General features: G+C 58.4%; 12 protein-coding genes. 7 read left to right on the top strand and 5 right to left on the bottom strand.

The genetic code is table 11. The features are described from left to right. The coding region (locus ACYVDE_RS04925) for an RtcB family protein (RefSeq protein WP_460500356.1) at nucleotides 1-1,126 on the bottom strand (1,126 nt) is incomplete at its 3' end. A 1,502-nt stretch (nucleotides 1,127-2,628) separates the two neighbouring features. Beyond that, a complete protein-coding gene (locus tag ACYVDE_RS04920; protein ID WP_460500355.1) occupies nucleotides 2,629-4,152 on the bottom strand; it encodes a TROVE domain-containing protein in 1,524 nt (507 codons plus the stop codon). Between the two features lie 785 nt (nucleotides 4,153-4,937). Here ACYVDE_RS04920 and ACYVDE_RS04915 point away from each other — a divergent pair. From ACYVDE_RS04915 to ACYVDE_RS04890, 6 genes are all read left to right on the top strand, one after another. Next, nucleotides 4,938-5,816 carry a hypothetical protein gene (locus tag ACYVDE_RS04915; RefSeq protein ID WP_460500354.1) on the top strand — a complete coding sequence of 293 codons (879 nt, stop codon included), beginning with the start codon at nucleotides 4,938-4,940 and terminating at the stop codon, nucleotides 5,814-5,816. Nucleotides 5,817-5,949: 133 nt separating this feature from the next. Then, a complete protein-coding gene (gene bcp / locus ACYVDE_RS04910; protein WP_460500353.1) occupies nucleotides 5,950-6,399 on the top strand; it encodes a peroxiredoxin in 450 nt (149 codons plus the stop codon). 105 nt (nucleotides 6,400-6,504) lie between these two features. Then, a complete protein-coding gene (locus ACYVDE_RS04905; protein ID WP_460500352.1) occupies nucleotides 6,505-7,392 on the top strand; it encodes a transketolase in 888 nt (295 codons plus the stop codon). A gap of 136 nt (nucleotides 7,393-7,528) precedes the next feature. Next, complete coding sequence (locus ACYVDE_RS04900) at nucleotides 7,529-8,896, top strand: vWA domain-containing protein (RefSeq protein WP_460500351.1); 1,368 nt, start codon at nucleotides 7,529-7,531, stop codon at nucleotides 8,894-8,896. Between the two features lie 8 nt (nucleotides 8,897-8,904). Beyond that, on the top strand, nucleotides 8,905-9,384 hold the full coding sequence (locus tag ACYVDE_RS04895; RefSeq protein WP_460500350.1) for a hypothetical protein: 480 nt from the start codon (nucleotides 8,905-8,907) through the stop codon (nucleotides 9,382-9,384). Between the two features lie 30 nt (nucleotides 9,385-9,414). Further along, entirely contained in the window at nucleotides 9,415-10,371 is a 957-nt protein-coding gene (locus ACYVDE_RS04890) for a transketolase family protein (RefSeq protein ID WP_460500349.1), read from the top strand. Nucleotides 10,372-10,607: 236 nt separating this feature from the next. On the opposite strand, the gene ACYVDE_RS04885 is transcribed toward ACYVDE_RS04890, so the two are convergent. From ACYVDE_RS04885 to ACYVDE_RS04875, 3 genes are all read right to left on the bottom strand, one after another. Then, nucleotides 10,608-11,570, bottom strand: a complete 963-nt coding sequence (locus ACYVDE_RS04885) for a hypothetical protein (protein WP_460500348.1) — start codon at nucleotides 11,568-11,570, stop codon at nucleotides 10,608-10,610. Nucleotides 11,571-11,677: 107 nt separating this feature from the next. After that, nucleotides 11,678-11,884 carry a site-specific integrase gene (locus ACYVDE_RS04880; RefSeq protein WP_460500347.1) on the bottom strand — a complete coding sequence of 69 codons (207 nt, stop codon included), beginning with the start codon at nucleotides 11,882-11,884 and terminating at the stop codon, nucleotides 11,678-11,680. A gap of 132 nt (nucleotides 11,885-12,016) precedes the next feature. After that, nucleotides 12,017-12,928, bottom strand: coding sequence for a periplasmic binding family protein (locus ACYVDE_RS04875; protein WP_460500346.1), 912 nt, complete (start codon nucleotides 12,926-12,928; stop codon nucleotides 12,017-12,019). Between the two features lie 254 nt (nucleotides 12,929-13,182). Here ACYVDE_RS04875 and ACYVDE_RS04870 point away from each other — a divergent pair, with 254 nt between their 5' ends. Beyond that, on the top strand, nucleotides 13,183-13,731 hold the full coding sequence (locus ACYVDE_RS04870) for an RNA polymerase sigma factor (protein ID WP_460500345.1): 549 nt from the start codon (nucleotides 13,183-13,185) through the stop codon (nucleotides 13,729-13,731). Nucleotides 13,732-13,964 lie beyond the last annotated feature (233 nt).

Below are 13,964 nucleotides of genomic sequence, written 5' to 3'. Positions count from 1 at the left end.
CGGGGGCCGTCATCGAGCCGGGAATGATGCCGAGCACACCCGCGCCGGCCGGCGTGGCCCCCTTGCGGTGCGTGATGACCTCGCGGCCATCGGCCAGCCGCTCCTTCCAGGCGAAGTTGTGGTGGTTTTCCACTTTCGCCAGCGGCTTTTCGCCGAGGGCTTTGGCCAGGCGGCGGTGAATCTGGTCGTGGCAGGCCGAGGCGTAGTCGCCAGCCAGAGTCATGGCGGCCCAGTATTCCTGGCCGGCTTCGGTGTCGAGGCCGAGCCAAGCGAGGTGCTGGGCTTCGCCGGGCAACTGGCACACGTCTTTGGCTAGCTTGGTGTAGCGCTCGGCAATACCCGCGCCCAGGCCCCGCGAGCCGGAGTGCGACAGCACGGCCAGGTACTGGCCCACCGGCACGCCCAGCTCGTTTTCCACGTCGGTAATTTCGACAATGCCGAACTCCACGAAGTGGTTGCCGGAGCCGGAAGTACCCACCTGCTCGGCGGCTTTATCAAGCTTGTTTTTCAGGAAGGGAATTTCCTGAAACTCGGGCCGGTCAAGCACGGCATGGTCGAGGCGCTGGCCGCGCTCGAAGCCCCGGCCGCTGCCGAAACGGGTGTTGTCGAGCAGCAGGCGGCGCAGTTCCTGGGTGCGCTGGGTGAGGTATTTGGGCGGCAAATCGAACACCGACAAGGCCATGCGGCAGCCGATGTCGACGCCCACGGCGTAGGGAATTACCGCGTTATCCGTCGCCAGCACGCCGCCGATGGGCAGGCCGTAGCCGTGGTGGGCGTCGGGCATGAGCGCCCCGGCCACGGTCACGGGCAGCTTCATAGCCGTTTCCATCTGGTGGATGGCGCCCGGCTCGATGTGCTCGGCCCCAAACACGGCGTAGTCCTTGCGCTCGACCAGCGCAATGTGGCGGTTGGGCGGGGGCAGCAACGCGGCGGCCGTATGGCTCCAGTCGAGGTGGGTGAGGTAGTCGGTGGGGTTGGCCACGAGTTGCGTCAGCAAGGCCAACTGGTCGGTTTGCGAGAGTTTTTTGAGGTGCTTGCGCTGCAATTGCGCCAGCGCGAGCCCGATGGCCCGACCTTCCGGAAACCCGAGGGCGCGAAGGTCGTTGCCACGTAAAATATTAGCCATATGACTGGTGGTTGCACGAGGTGGCAGCGTGTATTCAGGCTACCATCGTTGAATGAAAAGAAAAATAAAACCGGGCCGGGCAACAGGCGCACCGCCTGCATTATGTGCTCTAACCAACTGAGCTATCGCGGGCCGAAACCCATGGGCCGGAATCGAACCGGCGACCCCATAGTCCCTTAGCGAAGTAGGACGGTGCTACGGTACCAGCCCGTTTTATCAAGAAAAAAGCCGGAGCAACAGCCGGCCTGCGTTGGGCCAAAAGGCGACGTGACAGGTCGAAGGAACGCAGGCCTACGGCATCCGGCCGTGAGCTGTGGAGGCGCGACACTTCACGTTTCCACGTTGAACGAATTCGTCAAACGATGCTTGCGCAGACCGTTCAACGCCGAGACGCCAAGTGTCGCGTCTCTACATCAATTCCAGACTCCGCCGGGGCAACAAGCGCCCGGCCTTCTATATCCTGCTCTACCCCTGAGCTACGGCCGCCGCTTGCGCAGCTGCCGGCGGGATTCGAACCCGCGACCTGGGCATTAAAAGTGCGAAGTATGGCCGGGCTACGACACCCGACGGAGTTGGAAAGAATTGTATCGGGGCAAAAAGCGGCGGATGACTTAAACGGAATTGCGCTTTCGACCACTCAGCCACCTCAGCCGTTGCCAGCTGAAGGAGGGATTCGAACCCCCGGCTCCTATCGGAACAACTTAAACGAAGGAACACCCACCTACGGCACCCGATACAAGCGTTTGTTTCCGGCTGGGGCAACAGGCGCCCGGCCAACTGGTACGGCTCTACCAATTCGTTTTCGCCCTGCCTCGCGGCAGCACTTCGGGAGTCGAACCCGCAACCGCACCTATCAGGGACGAAGTAAGGCCTGACTACGGCACCCATCCGGAAACGTATTTCACCCGGCTTTCTCCGGAAATTCGGGGCAACAGGCGGCAGGCGTATCAACCGCGGCCGAAGCCACGGAAGGGGAGTCGAACCCTAAACTCTGATTAACAGTCAGATTTTCACCAGCGAAGTAACGCCCGCCTACGGCACCCGAACCATGCGGAGCTGGCCGAGGTGGGACGTGCCGCCTTGGCGGCGGCTCCGTCCCGGTCGGCGACTGCCCCAAGTGGGCAGCCGTCTTCCTCATGTCGGCAGTTTTTTAAACGGTAGTCATATCGTTTTTATTTTAGAAACGCTAAAAATTGGGGCAACAGGCGGCAGGCGCAGTGTTTTCGTCCTCCGCCCGAAGCGGAGACGGGATTCGAACCCGCGAGATGAATCAAAATTCAACCGAAAACTTTACCACGAAGTAGCGCCCGCCTACGGCACCCAAATTATCGCAATTAAAACCGGGCAACAATTGCTGGACTCCCGACTTTGGGTTATTAGCCCAACGAAGCCTTGCAGCTTCCATCGTATTGGCAGCGAAGTATGTCGCAGCTACGGCACCGGTTTTATTTCAGGAGCGGCCGGGGTTCCGCTTTATTGTCCGGCCGGGTTTGCATCAGGTTTTACAAGTCAATTTTCTCGATTTCCGTCAGCGCCGAGCCGCCGTTATCGAGTGCGCTCAGCACGTCGAACACCTTGTCGGACCAGCCGGCGATGAGGGCCACGCCCGTTTCGGGGCGCACCTCCAGCGGGGCGGTGCCGTGCCCGGCCAGGTCGAAAAGGTAGAGCTTGGCGTGGGGCGCCACGGTGCGGCGGTACTGCGCCCATTCCTGGGCCAGCGTGCCACCGTCGCCGGTGCTGTTCCACAGCTGCACGTCGGTGAACATCATCACCTTATCAACAACTTCGGCGCGCATCCGCAGGTCTTTGATGACCAAGTGACCGTTGGTGGAGTAGCCCACTTCGCCTTCGCGCTGGTAGAATTCCTCCACGTTGCGCAGCACCGGCCCACGCGCCATGCCGATGCGCTTCCACGTATCGCCGAACATGCCGGTAATGACGTGCTGGCAACGGCTCTGGAGCAACATGCCCAGCACCAGGCTCACGTCGTAGAGCAGCACTTTGCTGCGCGGCGAAATGGGCTGCTGCATGGAGCTCGACACGTCGCAGGCGACCACCACGCGGGTGTCGTGCCCAAAACCACGTAGGTTCACGGCGCTGTGCGCAATAGCCGTTTCGAGGGCTGCCAGCACGCCGGCCACGTAACCGCCAGGCAAGGCTTTCACCTCACGGTAGGCGGCCAGGAAGCGGAAAGGCAGCTGCTTGCTGCGCGCCACCGCAAACCGGTCGGCCAGCGTGTCGCACACTTTCTCCATCGTCGTGGCCGAAACATTGGCTTCGAGAATGTTGCGCAGGTTGCGGAGCAGGGCCATGTAGCCCAGCTTGCCGCTGGCAATCAGCGTTTCCCAGGTGGCACGCACGGCCGCTTGCCGTTCCGCATCCGAGGCGAACCCCCCCTGCCCTACCGCCGACAGCTCGGTTTCCCAGGTATAAGGCGTGGGTAATTCGCCGCGCACCAACTGGTCGAACAGGACCTGCTGGGCCACGTCTTTCGCGTTCGGGTGCACGAGGAAGAGGGCATCGCGCAGGCGCACCGCGCCGTCGCGGTCGTACTTGGCCAACTGGTAGCCGTCGAAACGGTTGAAGCTGAGCGCCAATCCTTTTTGCAGCTGCTTCGAGAGGCGGTTGAGGATTTTGGTACCGCCGCGCTCGTTGGCCTGGGCGTAGAAGGCCAGCAACTCGGTGATTTCGTCGGGGCGCTGCACCACGCGGGCCACCAGGCGGCTCACGAGGCTGTCGCCGCGATGCAACCGGGCCAGCTCCACGCACAGCACCAGCGGCACCGAGCGCAAATGCAGGCTTTCGCGGGCATACACCGCCAGCTGGGCCACGAATCGGGGCTCGTTTTTGGCCACCAGCTCGCGCAGGCGCGCCAGCCGGGTCTCGGCCTTTTCATAGAACTGGTCGCTGAGCGCGGCGGTGGCTACGGCCGCGTACAGTTCCAGCTGCGGCGTGAGGGTGAAGGCGGGCGCCCCCTCGTGGTTGACGGTGGGCGCGCTGTTTCGGGAGAAGAAGTTGAAGCGCATAATGGGGAATTTTGGAAAGTGGGAAGGGAGTAAATTATACGGGCCGGCTATTTCAGCTATTAATTATTGCGGCAATTATGATTGTGATAATTAATTTCAATTTGAATTAGACGCACGTCTTCCGTTCAAATAAAAACACGTTTTTATTTGGCAATTAATAACACGAAAAAGCCCGGCTTTTTGTGGGCCGGGCTTTTCTTTTTCGCGGGAGTTACGTCGGAATTACCGACGCCTCCAGGCAGGAAGAAAAGCACGACCGCACCGGTTCAGCGAGCCGCCATCGGGGCGGAGCTGGCACTGTTTAGGCAGGTATTTGGGGCGGATACTGTGCATGGGTGAAAAGAGGTAAGCGGCTGATAAACCGACAAACAACAAAAAACCCGAGCGTTATGGGCTCGGGCGCAGCGGGTTTCAGCCGAAGCTGAAATCAGGCAAACATACCGAGCGGAGACAGCCGTTCTGGCTGCTTCTTATCCGAATTGCTGGTGAATGTCAGGTGGCGGTACATGGTTGTTTGCTTTTGGTGCGACAAAGATTGAGGATTAATTTTAATTGCGCAAATTATTTTCAAAAATAATTAATAAATATTTTTCTGAAGTAGATAATATTGTTCAAAACATGCCGACTGAACGTCATGCGGAGCGCAGCGAAGCATCTTTACCGCGCAATGCAATAAATTAGTATCGCAGTAAAGATGCTTCGCTACGCTCTGCATGACGTTTGGGATTCTCGCCACCGCGAACCGCTCCAAAACATCCGGCCCCGGTTCGCAGTACCTGCGGCGTATGCCCCGCCTCGCCACTTCCGACCATTACACGCTGGCCCTGCCCGCCGGCCACCGCTTCCCCATCGCCAAATACGCCCTCATTCGGGAGCAGCTGCTGTGGCAGGGCGTGGCCGAGCCGGCCGATTCGGTGCCCGCCAACCTGCTGCTGCTGCGCGGCAACCGCCGCCTCGAAGTGCGCCCCAGCTACTGCCAGGACGGCCAGAACGTGTACCTCTACGACCTGCGCGCCGGCCTGCCCGATTCGGTGCGCTTCGGTAGCATCACCAAGAAGTTCGACCGGCAGGTGATGATTCCGGCCCACAAGGAATTCAGCTACGCCACCAACCACCTCAACTTGGTGTTTGGGCCCGAAACGCTGTTCGACAACCTCTACCTCAATACCGCCTTCAAGCCCGAGGCCACTGGCAGCGGCTTCTGGACGGTGGGCTCGCCCTTGCAGCCGCTCTACCACACGGCCACCCTCACCCTGAAACCCGCCACCCCGCCCGCCGACCCGCAGCGCACCGCCATTTACGCGGCTACGCTGGCCGGGGGCAAGGCCTACGTAGGCGGCAAATGGGACGATAAGGGGCAAATTACGGCCGTCATCAAGCAGTTCGCGTCCTACCGCATTCTCACCGATACCAAGGCGCCGCAGGGCAGCCTCACGGGCCGGGCCGGCGGGCAGCTGCTGTTTAATGTCGGCGATGATATGTCGGGGCTGGCTAGTTACCGCCTGCTCATTGGCGGGCAGTTCCGGCTGTTGCGCTTCGAGCACAAGAAGGCGCTGCTGTTCACCGTGGCCGGCGACACGCTGGGCCCCAAGCTGCACGGCCCCGCCGAGCTGCGCCTGACCGACCAGGCCGGCAACGAGCGGGTGATTCCACTGCAGTTATAAGTGTTGAATATTGAGTGTTGAATGGGAAAGCATTCGAGTTGCGACATCACAGGCAAAACAGCTTTTACTATTCAACCCAACACGAAAACACCTAAACTCAACCCTCAACATTCAAAACTCAACCCTTCACAGAATGCTTCCCGAACCCGGCCAGCCCGCCCCCGATTTCACCGCCCAGGACCAGGACGGCAACACCATCAGCCTGCACGACTACCGCGGCCAGAAAGTGGCCCTCTACTTTTATCCCAAAGACGACACGCCCGGCTGCACCGCCCAGGCCTGCAACCTGCGCGACCACCAGGAGGAACTGAAAGCCAGCAACATTCAGGTGATTGGCGTAAGCATCGACGGCGAGGCCGCGCACAAGAAATTCGCCCTGAAATACGACCTGCCTTTTCCGCTGCTCGTCGACACGGAGAAGAAGATTGTGGAAGCCTACGGCGTGTGGCAGGAAAAGAAGAACTACGGCAAAACCTACATGGGCACCGTACGCACTACGTTCCTGATTGACGAAAACGGCCTGATTGAACGCGTCATCAAGCGCCCTGATACCAAGGAGCACGCCGCGCAGCTGCTGAAATAGCGGCTAAAAAGGCCATTTATGGCGAATAGAGCATAGTCAATCGATTGTGTTAGCTTGGCCGCTTTACGTCGCTTACCTTTACCCACCGAACCCAATTTCCGACCTATGTCTGACCCCACCACCGCCAAAACCGTCGAAAAACCCGAGAAGACCAACGACGAGCTGAAAGAAATTGCCACCCAGGTCCGCCGCGACATCCTGCGCATGGTGCACGCCGTGAACTCGGGCCACCCCGGCGGTTCGCTCGGCATCACCGACCTGCTGGTGGCGCTCTATTTCAAGGTGATGAAACATCACCCCGAGCCTTTCGACATGGACGGCAAAGACCAGGACCTGTTTTTCCTGTCGAACGGCCACACCTCGGCCACCATGTACTCGTGCCTGGCGCGCTCGGGCTACTTCCCGGTGAGCGAGCTGGCTACGTTCCGCAAAATCAACTCGCGCCTGCAGGGCCACCCCACCACCCACGAAGGGTTGCCGGGCATCCGCGTGGCCTCGGGCTCGCTGGGCCAGGGCCTGAGCGTGGCCTGTGGCGCGGCTCAAGCCAAAAAGCTGAACGGCGACAAGCAGCGCGTGTTCGTGCTAATGGGCGACGGTGAGCTGGAAGAAGGCCAGAACTGGGAGGCCGCCCTCTACGCTTCGCACCAGAAAATCGACAACCTCATTGCCATCGTAGACCGCAACGGCCAGCAGATTGACGGCTCGACCGACGAAATCGGCGGCCTCGGCGACATCGGCGCTAAGTTCAAAGCCTTCGGCTGGCAGGTGTTCGAGGGTGACGGCAACCACTTCGATGCCCTGCTGCCCATGCTCGAAAACTGCGTGGCCGCCACCGGCAAAGCCAAGCCCATCATGTTCGTGATGGACACCAAAATGGGCTTCGGCGTCGACTTCATGATGGACGGCCACAAGTGGCACGGCGTCGCGCCGAACGACAAGCAGCTCGCCGACGCCCTCGGCCAGCTGAAAACCGGTACCGACGGCGACTACTAAGGTGCGAACGTCGGCACCTCACCCCCCGGCCCCCTCTCCCCAGGAGAGAGGGAGCCAGACGACTCCCGAACGAAATCGTTCGGCTCCCCCTCTCCTGGGGAGAGGGGGCCGGGGGGTGAGGTTTGCCGTCTGGGCGATGCTGCTATTCCTGCTTATCGGCCGGGAAGCAACTGCCCAGAACGCCCCGGCCGAAAAACCCAAAGTCACGCGCATTCTCTTCCTGCTCGATGCCTCGGGCTCGATGATGGCGCCCTGGGAAGGCCAGCCGCGCTGGAACGTGGCCAAACGCATGCTCAGCAAGATGGTGGACTCGCTCAACAGCTACCCCAACCTCGAAGTGGCGCTGCGCGTGTACGGCCACCAGTTTCCAAACGCCGACAAAAACTGCGAGGATTCGCGCCTCGAAGTGCCGTTTGCCCCGCGCAACGCGGCGGCCATCAAGAAGAAGCTGGCCGAGCTGAAAGCCCAGGGCAACACGCCCATTACGTACTCGCTGGAGCAGTCGGCCAACGATTTCCCCAGCGATAAAACCTCCCGCAACGTGCTGCTGCTCATCACTGACGGCCTCGAATCGTGCAACCGCGACCCCTGCGCGGCCTCGCTGGCCCTGCAGCGCAAGCGCGTGTTTCTGAAGCCGTTTGTGATTGGGATTGGGGCCGAGCGGGATTTTGGGCGGCAGCTTGAATGCCTGGGGCAGTACTACAACGCCGCCGAAGTGGCCACGTTTCGCACCGTGATGAATGACGTCATCGCCAAAACCCTAAGCAAAACCACCGTGGCCGTGAACCTGACGGACGCGGCCGGCAAGCCCGTAGAAAGCAACGTCAACCTCACCTTCGTCAACAACGTGACCGGCCAGCCCGAGTACAACTACGTGCACTACCGCGACGCCCAGGGCCGCCCCGACGTGCTCGACATCGACGCGCTGCAGAGCTACGACCTCGTTATCAACACCGTGCCGCCGGTGCGCCAGGCCAACCTGCCCATCACCCCCGGCAAAGCCAATGTGCTGACCTACAAAACGCCGCAGGGCACGCTCTGGCTCGAAAACCCGCCGCTCTCGCCCAACCCCTACGGCACCATGCGCGCCGTAGTGCGCACGCCCGACCGCGCCACCGTGACGGCCAACACCTTCGGCACTCGCCAGAAGCTGCTGGCCGGCAACTACGAAGTCGAGGTGCTCACGCTGCCCCGCACCGTGCGTCGCATCACGGTGAAGCAGGGCCAGGAAACCACCGTTACCTACGCCGCGCCGGGCACGCTCAACATCACCTCCGACCTCAAAGGCTACGGCAGCATTTATCAGCTCAACGACGACGAATCACAAACCTGGATTTACAGCCTGCCCGAAGGCAGCAGCAGCAAAATGAACCTGCCCATGCAGCCGGGCGCCTACCGGCTGGTGTTCCGCACCGGCACCAGCACCGGCAGCAAGTTCACGGATGTGCGCAACTTTAGTATCCGGAGCGGGCAGACGACTTCGGTCGCCATTTTTGGTAAGTAATGACAAGCTTGAACCTGATTCTGTTTTACCTCCTCATCTCCGCCCAGATTGCGCCAGTTGGTTGCATCAGCGGTACGTTGTTGGCGGCTACTGATTTGAGGGCCGGGTTGCTTATTGCTAAACCAGCGGATGGCAGCATTGGCGAAACCCAGCAAATTGCAGCGAAAGGGCCATTTCACTTTCAACTCTGCGAACTGAAAAATGCTGGTCAGCCCATCGATGTTTTCTATCGGGGCGTTATGGCCGACACGCTTTACGTGGGTACTTTAAACGCTTCGTCATCCGAAACCAGCCTGACTTATCCGGTCACAGTTCGTAGAAACGTGTTGGGCTACTGGATTTGCCCGAAATGCCACCGGGCCGATAAAACCCTCGAAATGGTGTATGGCGACGGCATTCCGCTCAATATGGCGTCGCGTAAAAGGCCCATGGGCTGCATCAATAATGGAACGCGCGGCTATTGCGGCCGTGATAAAATTTACTTCTAAATCTGAAATAGCTTCTTTCTTCAACTCCCCATGAAAGACTTTCCCTACACCGAATCGAAAGATACCCGCAGCGGCTTCGGCGCTGGCCTGGCCGAGCTGGGCGAAACTAACCCCAACGTGGTGGCCCTCTGCGCCGACCTCACCGGCTCGCTTAAGATGGATGCCTTCAAAAAGGCGCATCCCGACCGGTTTTTCCAGGTGGGCATTGCCGAGGCCAACATGATGGGCGTGGCCGCCGGCATGACCATTGGTGGTAAAATCCCGTTCACGGGCACCTTCGCCAACTTCAGCACCGGCCGCGTCTACGACCAGATTCGCCAGAGCATCGCCTACTCCGATAAGAACGTGAAAATCTGCGCCTCGCATGCCGGCCTCACGCTGGGCGAAGACGGCGCGACGCACCAGATTCTGGAAGACCTGGGCATGATGAAAATGCTGCCCGGCATGACCGTCATCAACCCCTGCGACTACAACCAGACCAAGGCCGCCACCATCGCCATCGCCGAGCACCACGGCCCGGTGTACCTGCGCTTCGGCCGTCCCGTGGTGCCCAACTTCACGCCCGCCGACCAGAAGTTTGAAATCGGCAAAGCCTGGACGCTGAACGAAGGCACCGACGTGAGCATTTTCGCCACTGGCCACCTCGTGTGGAAGGCCGTGCTCGCCGGCAAGCTCCTGGCCGAGAAGGGCATTAACGCCGAAATTATCAACATCCACACCATCAAGCCGCTCGACGATGAGGCCATCCTCGCCTCGGTGCGCAAAACCCGCTGCGTGGTAACCGCCGAAGAGCACCAGATGAACGGCGGCCTCGGCGACAGCATCGCCCAGCTGCTGGCCCGCGAAGAGCCCCTGCCCCTAGAAATGGTGGCCGTGCACGACAGCTTCGGCGAAAGCGGCACCCCCGACCAGTTGATGGAGAAATACAACCTCAACGAAGCCGCCATCGTGAAAGCCGTGGAGGCCGTGATGAAGCGGAAGAAGTAACTTATGTGTAGTTGATAGAAGCCCCCGCAACCCAGGCAGTTGCGGGGGCTTTTAGTTTTTGGAAATTGCTGTTAGTGCGACGCCCAACGAATAGGGCTTTGCGACGGGCGGGTTTCCATGCACAAATGCCCAATTGATTACTAAAGTTCAATTGAAAAACTGATGCTCAAATCTTGCACCTCAGCCCGCCTGACGCAAAACCCGTGTTATAAGCCGTTTTTCTTTCGTATGTTAAGTTAGCCTCCGATTTGTTTAGTAATAATTTCTGCTACAACACTTGTCCCTATGTCAGTTGCTGCGTCTAAAACCCATTTGCCAGCAGTCAACAGGGATTTTACAACCTTGTTACCGTCTTTGTTTTTTGTGGCTTCTTCTGCATTTGCTACTTCACTTATTGCTATGTAGTGTTCAGGTAAAGTTGCTTTTGAAATTAATTCTTGTTTCAACTTTGCAAGTTCTGAACTAAGTAGTTCATAATTTGTATTGTCTGGCAGCGTATAATTTGTCTGATTAAAGACATTGTTGTTCGCAGATGAATTTGGTCCGACTGCACCTGCTTGATTAATATGGTATTGGTCACCCATTGTTGTTATAAAATATTGTTCAACTTTTTCACGTTCAGTTTGATTTAAAAAATATTTCCATTCTTCTGGTCTTGCATAAAAATCTTGTTGAAATTCGTCTGTGTATGAACTGTCAGAGAAACCTTCTTTGTCTATTTTAAACTTGCAAATTATGTCAAAACTAAAACTGCCAAACCTTGATGTACATTGTAAGTATATAATATACCTTGGTTGTTGTTCATCCTTAAATACAGTCCGTTTATACTGTCGTCCTTCGGAGAACGGGGCTAATAGTTTAATGTCAACCGGAACAGCAAATTCAGGTAAATACAAGGCGTAATAGCTAATGCTATTTCTTTCGGTCGTTATGTTTTGCCAAGTCGCTTTGTATGTGAATACTCCGTCTAATTCGTAAAAATTATTTGTTGTTATTCTTCTTGCCTGACATTCTGCAAAACCTTCATTAAATTTTTTGTCATAGTTAGGATGCTGGAAATAGAATGGACTATTTCTTGGTTCATCATAGTCAGTCGGGAAGGCAACCCATAATTGTCCATTATGGTCTGGTTCAAGAGTTAGTGATTTGGAAGTTGCGTTCCAGTCAAGTTGTTCTACTACAATACTCTTTACATTCATTCTGTCGTCTTTTAAAATGGCTTGTAAAATTTAGATACCCGCTACACAGAGGTCACCCGAGTAGCGGGTAGCATACCAAATGTAGCATGCTACCCGCTACTTGCCAATCAAAGGCCGAGGCTGTCGAGCGGGGAGGCCGGGCGGGTGCGTTGCGCAACATGCGTGTATAGCTCGGTGGTTTTGCTGCTGCTGTGGCCCAGCAGGTCCTGGATGATACGGATATCGGTGCCCGCTTCCAATACATGCGTAGCGTAGGAGTGCCGAAGCATGTGCAAGGTGACCGGCCGCCGAATGCCCGCGCGCAGAGCGGCCAAGTGCAGCCTCGTGCCCGAAATAGCGGCCGGCCACGACGAACATCTCGCCTTGCTGGTATTGGCGAATGGGCGCCAGCCCCGTAGGTGCTGGGCCGGTGCATTGCTAGCTCGGTTGCCGTTAGTTAGTCCCCGTTACTGAAGCAGCGAATTGGTAAACAGCGGCAGGCTTCTCACAGCCGCGGTTTCCAGGCCGTGCGCAATCAACCAGTCTAGGAAAGCGTCGACGCGGCTGGCCTCCATGGTGCCCCAGGTACTGGCTTCGCCGTAAGCCGCGGCCGCCGCGGCCTGGCTTGTCGCCAGGTCGATGAGGCGGGCGTCGCGGGCGGGCACGTGTGGGCGCAGGATGTCGGTGGCTTCCTGCAAGTTGCTGAGGGCAAACTGAAAGCCCTGCCTGGTGGCTTGCACAAAGGCAGTGTACTCGGCGCGGTGGGCCTCGATGCCCTGCGCCGTGGCCATCACCACCGGCGAGTAGCCGTAGGGAATGCCGTAGTCGGCGAGGGCGAAGGTGCGCAGCGCCACGCCCTGCGTGTGGGCTTCCACGCCTTCCCAGTTATCGAAAATCCAGGTGGCGTCGGCAGCGCCGGTTAGCAGCGTGTTCCAGATGCCCAACTTGTCGGGATAGGTAACCGTGAAATCGCCTGTGCCGCCGTCGTTGATGACGAGCTGGCGCACGATGGCGTCTTCGTAGCGGGCGCGGTAGGAGGCGTAGGTGCGACCGTCGAGGTCGCGGGGCCGGGCGATGCCACTGGCAGTCAGCGTAGCAATCGAGCTGATGTCCTGCTGCAGTAGGGCCGCAATGGCCACGGCACGCACCCGGGCTGGCTTGGTGTTGAGGCTGATGACGCTTTCGAAGGGTGCCACGGCGAAATCAACTTCGCCCAGCTCCAGTTTTTTGGCGGGGGTGGTGGCGTAGTCATCGGTGGCGGGGCTGAGGAGACGTACGTCGAGGCCAGCAGCAGTATAGAATCCCAGCTCCTGGGCAACGAAAAAGCCGGTGTGGTTGGTGTTAGGCGTCCAGTCGAGGGCAAGGCGCAGTGTTTTCATTATCGTAATTGGGGCTGAGGAAAGGTGGAAGGCGTAGCTGAGGGGAATGTCCGGCAAAGTAATCGAACCCCCGGCTTGCAAGGCTTATCTATCAGTTGGCACTAAATGGCCGGCGTTGGCGATTCAGAGATAATGTTCTGATTGAACGCAATATTCGCGCAAAGGCCAGGGTCGGTTGGTAGATTATTTTCCCGGCTCATTAAACATTGCCGACCTTAAGCCCTCGAAGAAGTCCTTTTGCAAGCATCGCGCGTTTGGAAGACCACGAAATCCTACTCAAGTTTCAGAACCCGGCTTCGCGCAACCTCGCGTTCAACCAGCTCGTGCGCAAGTACCAGAGCAAGGTGTACTGGCACGTGCGCAAGATGGTGGTAGACCATGACGACGCCGACGACCTTACCCAGGATGTGTTCGTAAAGGTGTGGAAGCACCTCGAAAATTTCCGCCAGGATGCCCAGCTCTTCACCTGGATTTACCGCATCGCCACCAACGAGTGCCTGAACTTCCTCAGCAGCAAGCGCCGCAAGTTTCTGCTGCCCCTCACCGACGTGGGCGCCGAACTGGCTGCTAAAATTGAAGCCGACCCCGCCCTGGCCGGCGACGAGATTGAGCTGAAGCTGCAAAAAGCCATTCTGCGCCTGCCCGACAAGCAGCGCCTCGTTTTCAACCTGCGCTACTACGACGAGATGCCCTACGAGCAGATGGCCGAAGTAACCGGCACCAGCGTCGGCGCGCTCAAAGCCAGCTACCACCACGCCGTGAAAAAAGTGGAAGAATACGTGACCCGCACTACCGACGACTAAGCCCGTCCTTATACAAATTTTTATCCGTTGAATTAAACGTCGGACATTTGTTATCATCAAATGCTCATGAAACCTGCTTTTAAGCTCGACGCGCACCCCCGGCGGCCCCGCCCGCTGCTGAGCGAGCCACCCGCCGACTACTTCGATAAACTGCCCACGCGCATCATGGCCCGGCTGCCGCAGGCCGAGGAACGTCCCGCCGCCTGGGGCTGGCTCTCGTTTCTGACGCCGGC

This window comes from Hymenobacter agri, assembly GCF_054778495.1.
The sequence above is the reverse complement of the archived record's forward strand: the minus strand, read 5'-3'. Positions and strand labels throughout refer to the sequence as shown.